We start from the raw sequence: 14,411 nt of genomic DNA, 5'->3' as shown, positions 1-14,411 counted from the left end.
CCGCTGGGCAGAAAGAGCCTCCGGACACAGCCGCCGGACGGCCCCCCAACAGCGGGTTTCGCGGTGCTTACACAGTAGTCTTGGTACAAACACCCCTACCCGCGGAAAGCGAACCCCTTCATGAGTGCCGACAAGTCAAGCAGCTGGTCCTATGCAGAAGATCTGCCTGCTGAGGATGACGTCTTGTTGCGCGCCCGGGAACGGTCTTTCGAGCTGGGAGTCACCCCCATCAGCCCTGGCGTGGGTGCCGTACTGACGGTCCTCGCCGCCGCGTCCAAGGCGCAAACAGTGGTTGAGGTCGGTTCCGGAGCCGGGGTGTCCGGCGTTTGCCTGCTCCGGGGTTTGAGCCCCCACGCAGTCCTCACCACCATCGACGTAGATGTCGAACACCTCAAAGCAGCCAGGGAAGCATTCCTTGAATCCGGCAGCCCTGCCAACCGCACCCGCACCATTTCCGGCCGGGCCGCAGACGTCCTTCCACGCTTGACGGACTCCGCCTATGACCTCGTCTTCATTGATGCCGACAAGCCGAACTTCCCCAAGTACGTGGAACAGGCCATCCGCCTCCTCAAGACCGGCGGCACGCTGGTGATCAACGACGCCCTGGACAAGGACCGCGTGGCCAATCCGGCAGCACGCGATTCCACCACTGTGGTGCTGCGCCAGATCGGCAAGGCAATCCGCGACGACGACCGGCTGGCTTCGGCAATGCTGCCTACCGGCGATGGACTGCTGGTGGCCGTCAAGAGGTAGGGTCACAGCTTTCCTTGTGAGCGGCCCTTAAACCAAAAAGCAGGGCCCCGGCTCAGCCGGGCCCTGCTTGGTAGATCTATTCGGTCACGCCTACGAGGCATTCCTTGAGGTTCTCCGCTTCAGCGGCATTGAGTTCGACCACAAGCCGTCCCCCGCCTTCGAGCGGCACACGCATGATCAGGCTGCGTCCCTCTTTGGTAACTTCCATCGGGCCGTCGCCAGTACGTGGTTTCATCGCCGCCATTAGGAAAATCCCCTCCATTTGTCCCAAGTCACGCCCAACCCGGCCGGGCTGGATCCGCATCGCAATTGCAGCCGGCGGCAACGCTTGGGAGGCCGCCTTGGCCGGGCACTGTTAGGTGCTTTGTCCTTGCTCGTAGACCATTATCCCGTACTTACCCGTCCGTAGCGAATCAGCGCGCCATTTGTCCGGGCTTTGTATATATTGCCATTCCCCGGCAAAGCTGCACGTCAGGGCGGATAGTCGCCTCCACCGGGCAGTTGGGCCCATGCCCACAGCCATACCACCCAGACAATCTGCAGCAGGATGAACATTGCAACTACGGTTCCCCGGTATGCCTTGGATTTGGATAGCAGGGCTGCTCCGAGCGCCAAGGGGAACAGCGGCAGGAGCATACGGAACGTGCTGGTCTGGGGGTGCAGGAAAACCAGCAGGTAGCCCATGTAGCACGCACACCACAGCCGCAGTTCCGGTCCGATGGCCCGGACCGGTTTGGACACCATTACCAGGACAAAGACGCCGGCGAAAACAAAGGGCGCCAGTACTCCCAGCACCGGCCCGAACAACATCCGGCCGGTATCGAACCACGGCTTGAAGGGGACCAGGTCATGACCACGCCAGGCCGTTTCAGTCCGGGTGTAGGCTGCCGGGTCCCCTGTGACCGCCCAGGCGATGGCGGGCCAGGCCAGGGCGGCGAGCCCAGTTGCGAACACGAGGACAGCCAGTGATACCAGGCTGCGCGTGGACGTCGTCTCCGTTGCCCTGCCGGAAACCCCTGCCGAACCATCCGCCGGCAGCGTTGTTGGCGCTTGCCGGAACCGTTGCCATATCCGGTACAGGAACAGCAAGCCCACCATGGCGGCAAACGGCACTCCGGTGGGCCTGGACAGACACATCAGGAGCACCACGGGAATGGCGGCCAGATAATGACGCCTGACCACCAGTAACAGTGACGCTGCCAGCAACAGCAGGTTCAGGGACTCCGCGTACGGAACCTGGAGGATGGGAGACACCGGGAAGGTGGAGACGAAGATGACGCCCCACATGGCCGTCCGCCGTCCCGTGAACTCCCGGAACAGCAGGTAGATGACCAGGGCCGCCCCGAGGCCTGCCAGCATCGCGATGGCCGTGAGGGCCGGCAGCGTCCCCATCCCGGTCATGGCAGATAAGCCCCTGCCCAAGAGGGGGAAAAGTGCGTAGAAGGCCCAGGCGTTTTCCTTGACCACACCGTTGGCATCCACGGGAAGAACCGCAGGATAGCCTTTCTCTGCCGCCTCCTGGTACCAGCGCCCGTCCCAGATGGTGATGAAGTTCCAGTAGTCCGGTGCAGGCGGGAACCACGGGTTGGTGCCCTGGTGGATGGCGGCGGCCATGAAGATGCAGGCGCTGACCAGCCTGGCCACCACGAAAACCAAGGAAACCTGGAGCCACCACGGCCACGCTGCCATCCTTGCGGTCATGGCTGATGCAGAGCGCGAGATCCGTTCAGTGGGCCCTTGACCGGTATTGCTCCGGCTCTGTGGACTCACGGCTTGATCCGGCCGGTTTCGCCATCCTCAAGTCGTGGCTGTGCCAGTGTGACGAGTCGTTCGATCTCGCGGTCCTTGGCCTGTAGCTGGTCCCGGAGGTCATCAAGGACCTGGTCAACCTGGTCCATGCGGTATCCCCTCAGCCCGAGGCCGAAGCGCAGGGAATCGACGTCGGACGGCTTGGCCTGGGCCGGCAGTACCACCGGAGGCAGGTTCGGTACGGGGTCATCAAGGCCGGCGCCGATGGAGCGTCCCCGGACAATCCCGGCTCCGAGGTACAGCACTGCGCCAACGAGGACAATCGCGAGAAACACCAGGAAAAAGCTCACAGGTCCATCGTGCCAGAAAGGGAGGACTATTCCGGGCGCTGGTTTCCGTTGGGAGTGGGCGGGAGCGGCGCACCGTGCAAAACGCGGTGGACGGCGTCCGCGGGGTCATCCACCAGTTGGATCAGGTCCAGGTCCTTTTCGGACACCATGCCCTCCGCAACCAAGGTCTCGCGGATCCACTCGATCATGGGCCCCCAGAATCCGACCCCCAGGAGAACGATCGGGAACGAGGTCACCTTGCGGGTCTGTACCAGCACCATGGCTTCGAAAAGCTCATCCAAAGTGCCGAGGCCGCCAGGCAGGACCACGAAGCCCTGGGCGTACTTGACGAACATCGTTTTACGGGCGAAGAAGTACCGGAAGTTGATGCCCAGGTCCACCCATTGGTTGAGTCCCTGCTCGAAAGGAAGTTCGATGCCCAGGCCCACGGAGACGCCGTTGCCTTCCACAGCGCCCTTGTTGGCTGCTTCCATGGAGCCGGGACCACCGCCGGTGATCACAGCTACGCCCGCTTCAGCGAGCTTGCGTCCCACGTCCACAGCCATCTCGTAGTACTCGGTCCCCGGCTTTGTCCGCGCGGAGCCGAACACACTGACGGCCGGGCCCAGGTCCGCAAGCGCTCCGAAGCCCTCAACGAACTCACTTTGGATTCTCAGGACTCGCCAGGGGTCGGTGTGGATGAATTGCCCGGCGCCGCTCGTATCCAGCAAATGTTGGTCCGACATCCCCGTGTCCGCTTGTTTGCGGCGCAGCTCCAAGGAGCCTTTGTGCTTGGCCGGCGCAATCTCCGAGGGCAGGGGCACATGGGCGGCCCTGACCTGGCCGTTGGCATCCGGGTGGGGTACTGGGTGCTGGCTGATGCTCATTGCCCAAGGCTAGCGCTTAGAGCTGCCTGCTCCATTGCTGCGACTCGGTTGTTGCATTGCAGTCTGGTATATCGCTGTGGGGCAGGTTTCTGTTCAGTCACGATCTTGGAGAAGTTGCCGTGACCGTGGTCATATTTGCTTCTTTGTTCGCTAGATTCGTCGTATGACTACTCAAGCGTCCGGCGATGCCCTCGTCTCCCTGAACGGCGTCAACAAGCATTACGGTCAACTCCACGTCCTCAAGGACATCAACCTTCAGGTCAAGAAGGGTGAAGTGGTAGTGGTAATCGGACCCTCCGGTTCCGGTAAGTCCACGCTGTGCCGTGCCATCAACCGTTTGGAAACCATCGACGACGGTGACATCGCCATCGACGGGAAGAAGCTTCCCGAAGAAGGCAAGGACCTCGCGCACCTGCGTGCCGACGTCGGAATGGTCTTCCAGTCCTTCAACCTGTTCGCCCACAAGACGATTCTTGAGAACGTCACGTTGGGTCCCATCAAGGTCAAGGGTGTGGCCAAGGGTACGGCCGACAAGGAAGCCATGGCTCTCCTGGAGCGCGTTGGGGTGGGACACCAGGCCCCCAAGCTTCCTGCCCAGCTCTCCGGCGGCCAGCAGCAGCGCGTGGCCATCGCACGAGCTCTTGCCATGAAGCCCAAGGTCATGTTGTTCGACGAGCCGACATCCGCGTTGGACCCCGAAATGATCAACGAAGTCCTTGACGTCATGATCCAGTTGGCCAAAGAAGGCATGACCATGATCGTGGTTACCCACGAGATGGGCTTTGCCCGCAAGGCTGCCGACCGCGTGGTGTTCATGGCTGACGGCCAGATCGTGGAAGACGCTACTCCCGAGGAATTCTTCACCAACCCGAAGAGCACCCGAGCCAAGGACTTCCTGTCCAAGCTTTTGACCCACTAGCTCTTTACCGCCCGTACCCAGGCCGTAAAGACCGCACCCAGGCCGTAAGACGGCCAATCTATGAAAGGAATGTCATGAAGGCTTTCATTACCCGGAGGAAGTCACTCCTGGTGGCCGCTTCCGCAGCCCTCGCCCTGTCACTGAGCGCATGCGGCGGCGGCAGCACCACCACCACCCCTGTTGCTTCGGCCAGCTTCGAAGCCGGCACCACGATGGAGAAGCTGAACAAGGCGCAGAAGATCACCATCGGCACCAAGTTTGACCAGCCCCTGTTCGGCCAGAAGGGCCTGGATGGCAAGCCTGTCGGTTTCGACGTCGAAATGGGCAAGGCAATCGCCGCCAAGCTGGGCATTCCCGCCGACAAGATCGAATGGGTGGAAACCGTCTCCCAGAACCGCGAATCGTTCATCGAGCAGGGCCGCGTTGACTTGGTCATCGCCACCTACACCATCAACGACGCCCGCAAGGAAAAGGTCGCCTTCGCCGGACCTTACTACGAAGCAGGCCAGGCGCTGCTGGTGAACAAGGACGACAACTCCATCACCAAGCCTGAAGATGTCAAGGGCAAGAAGGTCTGTTCCGTCACCGGGTCCACCCCCGCCAAGACCATCGCCGAGAAGTACGGCGCCGAAGTTGTTCCCGCTGCAACCTACACCGCTTGCCTGGAGCCGCTGCGCAACAAGCAGGTAGTTGCTGTCACCACGGACAACGTGATCCTCGCCGGCTACGTCGACAAGGAACCGGACGCCTTCAAGCTCGCTTCGGATGAAACCTTCACCAAGGAGCCTTACGGCATCGGCCTGAAGAAGGACGACACCGTCTTCCGCAACTGGATCAACGACCAGCTCGAGGCCTTCCAGAAGGACGGCGATTACAAGAAGGCTTGGGAAGCCACTGCCGGCAAGGTCATCAAGACCACTCCTGAACTTCCTGCGATCAACCGCTACTAGTCGGGATCCGTTGACTGCCGCCGCCCGGACGGGCGGCGGCAGTTGACGACTCCAGGACCCTGTTCCCTGATTAGCTGCAGCCAAAGGAAGCCATGGACGCCGTCATAGCAAGCCTCCCCGAATACTGGGACGGATTTCTCCGAACCCTCTATCTCTCCGTAATTTCAGGAATCATTGCCCTCATCGTCGGCACACTCCTGGCGGCCATGAGGGTTTCCCCCGTGGCTGCACTCCGCGGTTTCAGCATGTTCTATGTTGAAGTCGCACGTAACACCCCCTTGACCATCATCTTCTTCTTCGCAGCCATCGTTCTCCCCCGGCTGGGCGTCAAATTCGAGCAATTCGAAGTCGCCGCCATCATCGCGCTGAGCAGCTACACGGCAGCCTTCATCGCCGAAGCAGTCCGTTCAGGTGTCAACAGCGTGCCCGTGGGCCAAGCAGAAGCTGCCCGCAGTATCGGCATGACCTTTACCCAGGTCCTGGGCTTCATTGTCCTGCCCCAAGCCGTCCGTACCGTCATACCCCCGTTGATCAACATCCTGATCGCGTTGGTCAAGAACTCTTCGGTGGCCGGCGCGTTCTTCGTCCTCGAGCTTTTCGGCTACGGCCGCCAGCTCTCCAACGACTACGGTGACCAAGTCCTTTGGATCCTGCTCGGGGTGGCGTTCTTCTACCTCCTGATCACGGTGCCCCTGGGCCTGCTGGCGCACTTTGTTGAACGAAAGGTGGCGATTGCCCGATGACCTCGGTCCTGTACGACGTCCCCGGGCCCAAAGCCCGCCTGTACTCTCTCCTGGGATCCGCAGCCGGAATCCTGATCATCCTCGGCGTCCTTGCCATTGCCGTGACCACACTGGCACAGCAGGGCATTTTCGATGCCGACCGTTGGGAAATCTTCTACGGCCCCATGGCACCGGATGTCTGGAACCTGATCGGCCAAGGCATCCTTTCGACGCTGGCTGCAGCCGCAGTGGCAGCAATCATCGCGTTCCCCTTGGGCATTGCGCTCTGCCTGCTGAGGATCTCGCTGATTCCCTGGGTCCGCATTCCTACCCAGGTGGTGCTTGAGTTCCTCCGCGGCATGCCCGTGGTCCTCATGATGTTGTTCGTCCTGCTGGTCTTCGCCACGGGACAGTTCCAGGCCGTGGTTGTTGGCTTGGTTCTCTACAACGCCGCCATCTTCGCCGAGATCCTCCGTGCAGGCATCCAGTCCCTGCCCAAGGGGCAACGCGAGGCCGGTCTGGCCATTGGGCTCCGGAGCTTCCAGTCGCGGATGTCCATCGAGTTCCCGCAGGCCGTTCGCCGGATGCTTCCGTCATTGGTTGCCCAGCTGGTGGTTCTGCTCAAGGACACCTCGCTCGGCTACATCGTCGGTTACGAGGAACTCCTCCGGAAGATCCAGATCATGGCCGACTTCCTGGGCCCGGACTTCCTGTTCCCTGCGTTCTTCGTGGGTGCTGCGATCTACATCCTGATCAACCTGACGGTGTCGCGGATTGCCATCATGATTGAGCGCCGCGGTTCCAAGAAGGCCGCCGGCGGCGTGGCCCCGCCCAGTCTCCGGACCGGGCTCGTGGTGGGCGGCAACGATCCCATCGCGAAGGACTCCATCGAAGGCCCCAACAAGGCATAGTCCTGAACCACATAAAGAAGGTCCGCAGCTACGCAGCTGCGGACCTTCTTTATTGGCCGTGCGGGAACCCTGGCTACGGCGTCAACCACGTCCTCAGTGCCCGCAGGCACTCACGGATGGCATCGGCGTCGACGTGCTCGTTGTCCTTGTGCGCCAGCAACGGATCGCCGGGGCCGAAGTTCACCGCCGGGATTCCCAGCTCACTGAAGCGCGCGACGTCGGTCCAGCCGTACTTGGGCTTGGGCTCGGCACCCACTGCGGCTACGAACGACGCGGCAGCGGGATGGTTCAACCCGGGCCTGGCACCGGCAGCAGCGTCGGTACGGACGACGTCGAATCCTTCCAGAAGGTCACGGACGTGTGCCTCGGCCTGGTCCGGAGTCTTATCCGGAGCGAACCGGTAGTTGATCTCCACCACGCAGCGGTCAGGAATGACATTGCCTGCGGTTCCACCGTTGATCTTTACCGCATTGAGGCTCTCGCGGTAATCGAGGCCGTCAACGTTGATGGTCTGCGGCTGGTAGTCGGCGAGCCGGGCCAGGATCGGCGCAGCGGCGTGGATGGCGTTAACGCCCATCCATGCACGCGCCGAGTGCGCCGTTTCACCCAGTGTGGTGGCTTCGAAACGGCTGGTCCCGTTGCAGCCGCCTTCCACCGTTCCGTGCGTCGGCTCCAAGAGAATTGCGAAATCGCCCGTCAGCAGATCGCCGTGGTTCCGGACCAGCCTGCCCAGGCCGCTCTTGACCGCTTCCACTTCCTCATGATCGTAGAAGACGAAGGTGACGTCCTTGTCCGGCTGGCGGTCGTCGTCGAACAGCGTTGCCGCAAGCGCGAGTTGCACCGCGACGCCGCCTTTCATGTCCGTGGTTCCACGGCCATACAACACGCCTTCGCCGGGAATACCGGATTCCCACGTGGCCGGAACAGTGCCCAAAGAGCCGGCTACGGTGGGCAAGGGCACCGTGTCCAGGTGTCCGGCCAGGATGACGCGCTCGGAGCGGCCAAGTTCGGTGCGCGCAATGATGGCGTCACCGTCACGGATCACCGTATAGGCAGGAATGGCACGCAGCGCCGCCTCAACGGCGTCGGCGAGCTCTGTCTCGTTACCGGAGACGCTGTTGAAGTCGATGATCGCGGCCGTCAGCAAGGCAACGTCCTGGCGCAGGTCAAGGAGGGCGGGAGCAGGGTTCAGGGTCACCAGTCCACAATATCTACCATTCTTGGTCATTCGGGCCACCAAGTTGCACCCGTATTGCGACCTCTCTGGCATGAGACGGGTTTTAACCGACCTCTGCCTGCTGGATAGACTTGCCCCATGACTGAAACTGCTTCCTCTGCTGCGCCCGCAAACGCGTCCGACAACCACCGATCGGCCTACGGCTTCGGCCTGGCCACCATCGCCACCTCGGCTTCCGGGGAAGCAACCGTGCTGGACGTCTGGTACCCCGCACCTGCCCTGGGTGTTGCCGCCGAGTCCTTGCGCGACGTCGGGAACGCTGATCCCGCGCTCACCGCACTTGCCGAGGAAGGCCAGGATGCTGACCGCGGTACGGAGCAGAAGGTTGTCTTCGCGCAGATCGACCTCGACGCCGCCCCGGCAGACACTGCCGATGCGTACCTGCGTCTGCACCTCCTCTCGCACCGACTGGTCAAGCCCAACAGCATCAACCTCGACGGCGTCTTCGGCAAGCTTCCCAACGTGGTCTGGACCAATTTCGGCCCGGCCGCCGTGGACGGGTTCGAATTGACCCGCGCCCGTTTGCGCAAGCGCGGCAACGTGGTGGTTTACGGCGTGGACAAGTTCCCGCGCATGGTTGACTACGTGGTTCCCACCGGCGTCCGCATCGCCGACGCCGACCGCGTCCGCTTGGGTGCGCACCTCGCCGAGGGCACCACCGTCATGCACGAAGGCTTCGTGAACTTCAACGCCGGCACCTTGGGCACCTCCATGGTGGAAGGCCGCATCTCTGCCGGCGTCGTAGCCGGCGACGGCACCGACGTTGGCGGCGGAGCGTCCATCATGGGCACGCTCTCCGGTGGCGGCAAGGAAAAGATTGCCCTGGGCGAGCGGGTCCTGCTCGGCGCCAACTCCGGCGTGGGGATCAGCATCGGAGATGACTCCGTAGTGGAGGCCGGTTTGTACGTCACCGCCGGCACCCGCGTCCGCGTTCCCGGCCCCAAGGACGAGAACGGCGAGGACACCAGCAAAATCATCAAGGCCGTAGAACTCTCCGGCGTCCCCAACCTGCTGTTCCGCCGCAACTCCACCACCGGCGGCGTTGAAGTCCTTCCGCGCAAGGGCCAGACGGTGGAGTTGAACGAGGCTCTCCACGCCAACTAGCAGGAGAAAATCAATGCGCCGGTTCCGCCGCATCATCGTTGCGGTGCTGGCTTTGGCCCTCGTAGCAGGTGCCATCTACGCGATCGTTGCTGTACTGCAGCGCTCCGAGACCATGGTCACGGAGCGCTGCATCGCCGTCGCCGGCTCTGAAAGCCATGAGCTCGCCACGGACCAGGCCGCGAACGCTTCCCTCATCGCCGCCATCTCCGTCCAGCGCGGGCTACCGCCACGGGCTGCGAGCATTGCCCTTGCCACGGCGATGCAGGAATCCCGGCTCCGCAACATCAACTACGGCGACCAAGCGGGCCCCGACTCCCGTGGGCTATTCCAGCAGCGGCCATCACAAGGCTGGGGCACGGAGGCCCAAGTCATGGATCCCGTTTATGCCAGCAACGCGTTCTTTGACGGGTTGGTCAAAGTTCCGGGCTACGAATCCATGGAGATCACCCAGGCCGCTCAAGCGGTCCAACGCTCGGCTTTCCCACGCGCCTACGCCCAGCACGAGGGCATGGGCAGGGCCTTCGCTTCTGCGCTCACAGGGCACTCCGAAGCGGCACTGAACTGCGAATTGCGCATGCCCGAAGCAGCAGGTGACCCTGCCGCCGTCGTCGATGAACTCACGACCGCGTTCGGTACCCAAGCGGCTACAGTCCAGGGCCGCTCGGTGCAGCTGGACATCACTGGCACACAAGCCTGGGCCGTGGCGCACTGGGCCGTGGCGAATGCCAAGACTCTGTCCATCACCCAGGTGGATGTTGGCGGCCGGGCCTGGAACCGGGAGAAGCGGGACGGCTGGCAATCCTCGGCGGCTCCCGCCGAAACCGTCACTATCACTGTTTCGGCCCCCGCCACGTGAGTTTTCAGGCGAGGATCTCCACCACCGGCTGGACGTAGCTGCGGAAGACATCGGGCTCGGACAACAGCCTGTGACTCATGATCATGGTGTTCGGTTCCAAGTACCAGGCGCGTGGCTCGTTCAGGGGTAGCTCAATGATGGTCAACTCGAAGTTGCGGGAACTCCGGCCGACTTCCAGCAGCCGGTCCTCCACCATTTCATTGAGTACTTGGGTTAGCCCGTTGGCTTCGCGGGACGCCTCGAGATCGGCGTACTCGTCAATCCTGTCGGTAGCCCATCCAAGGGCAGAGCCAAAGTGGGCCTGCAGCACGCGTTGGAGTGCCGGTGAGTTGCCAAAGGCTTTGAAACTTGGTGGCGCCAGTTCCGAAGCAGGGTGCGGATAGGCCTTCACCAGGCTTTCCCACCACGCTTCCCACTCGGTTTTGAGCGCGTGGATTCCGCCGACATCAGAGGTCAAGTGGCTGTGGTCCGCATGCCGGACTTTGGGATCCGCGTGGGACAGGCTGGGTCTGCCGGCACCATCCAGTCCGGCAACGTCCCGTAAGTACAGGGCAATGAGCATCGGCCCGGACGTATCCATAGTGATGCGCCAACCCGGGCCGCCTGACTCGTGCATCCGAAAATCCTCCCTTGGCAGGGTGCCGACATCTTCCAGTCTATTCCCGTTGGGCCCGGAGGGTAGGGGTGCGGTTCATTGCTTTATGGAGGCGTTCTGCCGAGGGAACAGGCCCTACGAAGCGGCAGGCGCGGCGGTCAGCGACCGCAGATGGGCCGTGAGGACGTCGCTGCACATCTCGGCCGTCATCCACTCGGGCTGCAAGAGGGCGTGCATGCACAAGCCGTCCATGGTAGCCAGGAGCCGCTCCGCCTCCGTGACCAGGGTTTCTTGGGCATCCCGTTCCCCGGGGCTCAGGAGCATGATCAAGCGCCCGACGACGGCGGCTACAGTGCGGTGGCTGCGTTCGGCTTCGGCAGCCAGGACAGGTTTGATCCGGGCGGCATGCCTGAACGCCATCCAGACGCATGCATCTACTGCCAGGTCCTCGTCCAAGGGCAGGAACTGGCCCAGGAGGTTCAAGACTGCGGCATCCTGTTCCGGGCTGCCTGCCGATGCTTGCCCGACCACTGCCAGCGCCGACTCCAGCCTGGCTGCAATCCGGTCGATGACGGTACCGAAGGAGAACACCAGGAGGTCGTCGCTGCTGGCAAAATAATGCCGGACCGAGCCCACTGCCAGGCCGGCCTCGTCCGCTACTTCCCGCAGGGACGCGCGTTCCAGGCCATCGCTGGCAATGATCCGGAAAACAGCTTGGACAACTTCCTGGCGCCGGGCTTCGGCATCAACAATTTTGGGCACTAATTGTTTTTAGCACGAACGTGCTTCAACACCGCTCAACACAGAGCGGCGTGGCTCCAATTTCCGCTAGCGTAGAGACCATGAAAATTCTTGTCACGGGTGGCACCGGCTACATCGGTTCCCACACCGTTTTGTCCCTTCAGGAAGCCGGCCATGACGTCGTCGTGCTTGATAATCTGGTGAACTCCAGCGAGGAATCCCTCCGCCGTGTCTCCGAGCTCACCGGCAAGACCGCCGTGTTCCACAAGGTTGACCTGGTGGATGAGCCCGCAGTCGAGGCCGTGTTCGATCAACACGAGATCGACGCCGTGATCCACTTCGCTGGCTTGAAGGCCGTTGGCGAGTCCGTCCAGGAGCCCCTCGCCTACTACTACAACAACATCGTTGGCACCCTGAACCTGCTCCGGGCCATGGACAAGCACAACGTGCGCTCCATCGTCTTCAGCTCTTCGGCGACGGTGTACGGCGAGCACAACCCCATCCCGTACATCGAAAAGATGGAAATCGGTGCCAACAACCCCTATGGCCGCACCAAGGAACAGATCGAGGACATCCTCTCTGACCTCGGCAACGCGGACGACCGCTGGCATATCGCACTGCTGCGCTATTTCAACCCGGTGGGCGCACACCCGTCCGGCCGCATCGGCGAGGACCCCCAGGGCATTCCCAACAACCTCGTGCCGTTCATCGCGCAGGTGGCTGTGGGACGCCGCGAGAAGCTCATGGTCTTCGGCGGCGACTACGACACCCCGGATGGCACCGCCCAGCGCGACTACATCCACGTGGTGGACCTGGCCGACGGCCACGTAGCAGCCCTGAATTACATCGCCGGGCGCGCAGGCGTTCGTCGCTGGAACCTCGGCTCCGGCCGTGGATCCTCAGTGCTGGAAGTACTGCGCTCCTTCGAGAAGGCAGTCGGCCAGCCGATTCCTTACGAAATCACGGGCCGGCGCGCAGGCGACCTTCCCGCGTTCTGGGCCGATGCTTCCTCCGCCCTGGCCGACCTCGGCTGGTCCACCACCAAGACCGTGGACCAGATGTGCGAGGACCACTGGCGCTGGCAGAAGAACAACCCGTACGGCTACAACGCTTCTGCTGCGACGTCCGCGGCGAACAACGCCTAGGCTGCAGGAGCCTCCGGTACCAACGACGACGGCCGCTCACCTCGCGCGAGGTGAGCGGCCGTCGTCGTTACTGCCTTGGTGCTAGTTGGCCGGGTAGTTGCGCTCCGGCTCCCCTGTGTAGAGCTGCCGCGGGCGGCCGATCTTGGTCTGGGGATCGTTGATCATTTCGCGCCACTGGGCAATCCAGCCCGGGAGGCGTCCAATGGCGAACAGTACGGTGAACATCTTCTCCGGGAAGCCCATGGCCTTGTAGATGAGGCCGGTGTAGAAGTCGACGTTCGGGTACAGCTTGCGCTGGATGAAGTAGTCATCAGCCAAAGCCTTCTCTTCGAGGCGCATGGCAATGTCCAGCAGTTCGTCGTTGCCGCCGAGCTTGCCGAGAACTTCGTGGGCCGTTGCCTTGATGATCTTGGCGCGGGGATCGTAGTTCTTGTACACGCGGTGTCCGAAGCCCATGAGGCGGACGCCGTCTTCCTTGTTCTTGACCTTCTCCATGTAGTCCTCGGGCTTGATGCCGTCGGCCTGGATCTGGCGGAGCATCTTCAGCACGGCCTCGTTGGCGCCACCGTGGGCAGGGCCGAAGAGGGCGTTGATGCCTGCGGACACCGAAGCGAAGAGGTTCGCGTTGGAGGAACCCACCAGTCGCACGGTGGACGTGGAACAGTTTTGCTCGTGGTCAGCGTGCAGGATGAGCAGCAGATCCAGCGCCTTGACGATCACCGGGTCCATTTCGTACTGCTCAGCCGGGAGGCCAAAGCTCAGGCGCAGGAAGTTCTCCACCAGGTTCATGGAGTTATCCGGGTACAGCATCGGCTGGCCGATGGACTTCTTGTGGGCGTAGGCAGCGATCACCGGCAGCTTGGCCATCAGGCGGATGGTGGAAACTTCCACATGCTCCGCGTTGAAGGGATCCAGCGAGTCCTGGTAGAACGTGGACAGCGCCGAAACAGCCGAGGAGAGCACCGGCATGGGGTGGGCGTCACGCGGGAAGCCGCCGAAGAAGCCCTTGAGCTCTTCGTGCAGGAGCGTGTGACGACGGATCTTCTGGTCAAACTCTTCCAGCTCCGTGGGAGTGGGGAGGTTGCCGTAGATCAGCAAGTAGGAAACTTCGAGGAAGCTCGAGTGCTGTGCGAGCTGCTCAATGGGGTAACCGCGGTAGCGCAGGATGCCTGCGTCGCCGTCGATGTAAGTGATGGCCGAGGTGGTGGCCGCTGTGTTCATGAAGCCGGGGTCATAGGCAACGGCGCCCGTCTGCTTCAGCAGCTTGGAAACGTCGTAGCCTTCGTTTCCTTCTACAACCTTGATGCGCGGCAGTTCGAGTTCGCCGCCGGCATGGCGCAGTGTTGCGCTGGTGGTCTCAGTCATGGAGTCCCCTTCATGAGGCCTTTGGGCCTCTATCGAACGCTTGTCCAACCAACTTCTGGTGCCGCCGCCCTCGGCCCTACTGTTGCAGGGCTCCAACGGCCGAAGTGCTTTCTTAGAGAAGGCCACCATTGATAGTCAGTTAAAAGCT

Annotated in this window: 16 protein-coding genes; 8 read left to right on the top strand and 8 right to left on the bottom strand. The window is 62.4% G+C overall.

Annotated features, from left to right (window positions below):
- The first annotated feature begins 120 nt into the window (after nucleotides 1–120).
- Complete coding sequence (locus M1D51_RS07190) at nucleotides 121–753, top strand: O-methyltransferase (protein WP_172322947.1); 633 nt, start codon at nucleotides 121–123, stop codon at nucleotides 751–753.
- A gap of 76 nt (nucleotides 754–829) precedes the next feature.
- On the opposite strand, the gene M1D51_RS07185 is transcribed toward M1D51_RS07190, so the two are convergent.
- The 4 genes from M1D51_RS07185 to M1D51_RS07170 form a co-directional block, all read right to left on the bottom strand.
- Complete coding sequence (locus tag M1D51_RS07185; protein WP_064721643.1) at nucleotides 830–997, bottom strand: DUF3117 domain-containing protein; 168 nt, start codon at nucleotides 995–997, stop codon at nucleotides 830–832.
- Nucleotides 998–1,224: 227 nt separating this feature from the next.
- Nucleotides 1,225–2,454 carry a hypothetical protein gene (locus tag M1D51_RS07180; protein ID WP_458109048.1) on the bottom strand — a complete coding sequence of 410 codons (1,230 nt, stop codon included), beginning with the start codon at nucleotides 2,452–2,454 and terminating at the stop codon, nucleotides 1,225–1,227.
- 65 nt (nucleotides 2,455–2,519) lie between these two features.
- On the bottom strand, nucleotides 2,520–2,852 hold the full coding sequence (locus tag M1D51_RS07175) for a DivIVA domain-containing protein (protein WP_458109047.1): 333 nt from the start codon (nucleotides 2,850–2,852) through the stop codon (nucleotides 2,520–2,522).
- A 26-nt stretch (nucleotides 2,853–2,878) separates the two neighbouring features.
- The gene (locus M1D51_RS07170) at nucleotides 2,879–3,718 is read right to left on the bottom strand and encodes an LOG family protein (RefSeq protein ID WP_172322945.1); all 840 of its coding nucleotides are present in this window, start codon (nucleotides 3,716–3,718) and stop codon (nucleotides 2,879–2,881) included.
- Between the two features lie 163 nt (nucleotides 3,719–3,881).
- Between M1D51_RS07170 and M1D51_RS07165 the strand changes: the two genes are divergently transcribed.
- The 4 genes from M1D51_RS07165 to M1D51_RS07150 all read left to right on the top strand — a co-directional run bounded on the left by M1D51_RS07165 (nucleotide 3,882) and on the right by M1D51_RS07150 (nucleotide 7,220).
- A complete protein-coding gene (locus tag M1D51_RS07165) occupies nucleotides 3,882–4,637 on the top strand; it encodes an amino acid ABC transporter ATP-binding protein (RefSeq protein ID WP_026539964.1) in 756 nt (251 codons plus the stop codon).
- A gap of 74 nt (nucleotides 4,638–4,711) precedes the next feature.
- Nucleotides 4,712–5,587 carry a glutamate ABC transporter substrate-binding protein gene (locus tag M1D51_RS07160; RefSeq protein ID WP_172322944.1) on the top strand — a complete coding sequence of 292 codons (876 nt, stop codon included), beginning with the start codon at nucleotides 4,712–4,714 and terminating at the stop codon, nucleotides 5,585–5,587.
- Between the two features lie 92 nt (nucleotides 5,588–5,679).
- The gene (locus M1D51_RS07155; protein WP_172322943.1) at nucleotides 5,680–6,330 is read left to right on the top strand and encodes an amino acid ABC transporter permease; all 651 of its coding nucleotides are present in this window, start codon (nucleotides 5,680–5,682) and stop codon (nucleotides 6,328–6,330) included.
- Nucleotides 6,327–7,220 carry an amino acid ABC transporter permease gene (locus tag M1D51_RS07150; RefSeq protein ID WP_458109046.1) on the top strand — a complete coding sequence of 298 codons (894 nt, stop codon included), beginning with the start codon at nucleotides 6,327–6,329 and terminating at the stop codon, nucleotides 7,218–7,220. Before M1D51_RS07155 ends, M1D51_RS07150 begins: the two co-directional genes overlap by 4 nt.
- Nucleotides 7,221–7,293: 73 nt before the next feature.
- Here M1D51_RS07150 and dapE read toward each other — a convergent pair whose 3' ends face one another.
- Entirely contained in the window at nucleotides 7,294–8,448 is a 1,155-nt protein-coding gene (gene dapE / locus M1D51_RS07145) for a succinyl-diaminopimelate desuccinylase (RefSeq protein ID WP_458109045.1), read from the bottom strand.
- A gap of 87 nt (nucleotides 8,449–8,535) precedes the next feature.
- Between dapE and dapD the strand changes: the two genes are divergently transcribed.
- Both dapD and M1D51_RS07135 read left to right on the top strand, forming a co-directional pair.
- Nucleotides 8,536–9,561 (top strand): 2,3,4,5-tetrahydropyridine-2,6-dicarboxylate N-succinyltransferase, encoded by a 1,026-nt coding sequence (gene dapD / locus M1D51_RS07140; protein WP_026546211.1) that lies wholly within the window; start codon nucleotides 8,536–8,538, stop codon nucleotides 9,559–9,561.
- 13 nt (nucleotides 9,562–9,574) lie between these two features.
- The gene (locus M1D51_RS07135) at nucleotides 9,575–10,417 is read left to right on the top strand and encodes a hypothetical protein (RefSeq protein ID WP_458109044.1); all 843 of its coding nucleotides are present in this window, start codon (nucleotides 9,575–9,577) and stop codon (nucleotides 10,415–10,417) included.
- 4 nt (nucleotides 10,418–10,421) lie between these two features.
- Here M1D51_RS07135 and M1D51_RS07130 read toward each other — a convergent pair whose 3' ends face one another.
- The gene (locus tag M1D51_RS07130) at nucleotides 10,422–11,033 is read right to left on the bottom strand and encodes a hypothetical protein (RefSeq protein WP_458109043.1); all 612 of its coding nucleotides are present in this window, start codon (nucleotides 11,031–11,033) and stop codon (nucleotides 10,422–10,424) included.
- 114 nt (nucleotides 11,034–11,147) lie between these two features.
- Entirely contained in the window at nucleotides 11,148–11,774 is a 627-nt protein-coding gene (locus M1D51_RS07125) for a TetR/AcrR family transcriptional regulator (RefSeq protein ID WP_458109042.1), read from the bottom strand.
- An 80-nt stretch (nucleotides 11,775–11,854) separates the two neighbouring features.
- Here M1D51_RS07125 and galE point away from each other — a divergent pair, with 80 nt between their 5' ends.
- Nucleotides 11,855–12,898, top strand: a complete 1,044-nt coding sequence (gene galE, locus M1D51_RS07120; protein ID WP_458109041.1) for a UDP-glucose 4-epimerase GalE — start codon at nucleotides 11,855–11,857, stop codon at nucleotides 12,896–12,898.
- Between the two features lie 81 nt (nucleotides 12,899–12,979).
- Here the strand turns inward: galE and M1D51_RS07115 are convergent, their stop codons facing one another.
- A complete protein-coding gene (locus M1D51_RS07115) occupies nucleotides 12,980–14,263 on the bottom strand; it encodes a citrate synthase (protein ID WP_458109040.1) in 1,284 nt (427 codons plus the stop codon).
- Between the last annotated feature and the right edge of the window lie 148 nt (nucleotides 14,264–14,411).

This window comes from Arthrobacter sp. R3-55 (genome assembly GCF_054161505.1).
Note: the sequence above shows the minus strand (reverse complement) of the source record. Positions and strands in the feature narration are given on the sequence as shown.

What these genes read in the sequence shown, in the direction of transcription:
- M1D51_RS07190 (WP_172322947.1), top strand. Translation starts at nt 121, where the DNA reads ATGAGTGCCGACAAGTCAAGCAGCTGGTCCTATGCAGAAGATCTGCCT.
- M1D51_RS07185 (WP_064721643.1), bottom strand. Translation starts at nt 997, where the DNA reads ATGGCGGCGATGAAACCACGTACTGGCGACGGCCCGATGGAAGTTACC.
- M1D51_RS07180 (WP_458109048.1), bottom strand. Translation starts at nt 2,454, where the DNA reads ATGACCGCAAGGATGGCAGCGTGGCCGTGGTGGCTCCAGGTTTCCTTG.
- M1D51_RS07170 (WP_172322945.1), bottom strand. Translation starts at nt 3,718, where the DNA reads ATGAGCATCAGCCAGCACCCAGTACCCCACCCGGATGCCAACGGCCAG.
- M1D51_RS07165 (WP_026539964.1), top strand. Translation starts at nt 3,882, where the DNA reads ATGACTACTCAAGCGTCCGGCGATGCCCTCGTCTCCCTGAACGGCGTC.
- M1D51_RS07160 (WP_172322944.1), top strand. Translation starts at nt 4,712, where the DNA reads ATGAAGGCTTTCATTACCCGGAGGAAGTCACTCCTGGTGGCCGCTTCC.
- M1D51_RS07155 (WP_172322943.1), top strand. Translation starts at nt 5,680, where the DNA reads ATGGACGCCGTCATAGCAAGCCTCCCCGAATACTGGGACGGATTTCTC.
- M1D51_RS07150 (WP_458109046.1), top strand. Translation starts at nt 6,327, where the DNA reads ATGACCTCGGTCCTGTACGACGTCCCCGGGCCCAAAGCCCGCCTGTAC.
- dapE (WP_458109045.1), bottom strand. Translation starts at nt 8,448, where the DNA reads ATGACCAAGAATGGTAGATATTGTGGACTGGTGACCCTGAACCCTGCT.
- dapD (WP_026546211.1), top strand. Translation starts at nt 8,536, where the DNA reads ATGACTGAAACTGCTTCCTCTGCTGCGCCCGCAAACGCGTCCGACAAC.
- M1D51_RS07135 (WP_458109044.1), top strand. Translation starts at nt 9,575, where the DNA reads ATGCGCCGGTTCCGCCGCATCATCGTTGCGGTGCTGGCTTTGGCCCTC.
- M1D51_RS07130 (WP_458109043.1), bottom strand. Translation starts at nt 11,033, where the DNA reads ATGCACGAGTCAGGCGGCCCGGGTTGGCGCATCACTATGGATACGTCC.
- galE (WP_458109041.1), top strand. Translation starts at nt 11,855, where the DNA reads ATGAAAATTCTTGTCACGGGTGGCACCGGCTACATCGGTTCCCACACC.
- M1D51_RS07115 (WP_458109040.1), bottom strand. Translation starts at nt 14,263, where the DNA reads ATGACTGAGACCACCAGCGCAACACTGCGCCATGCCGGCGGCGAACTC.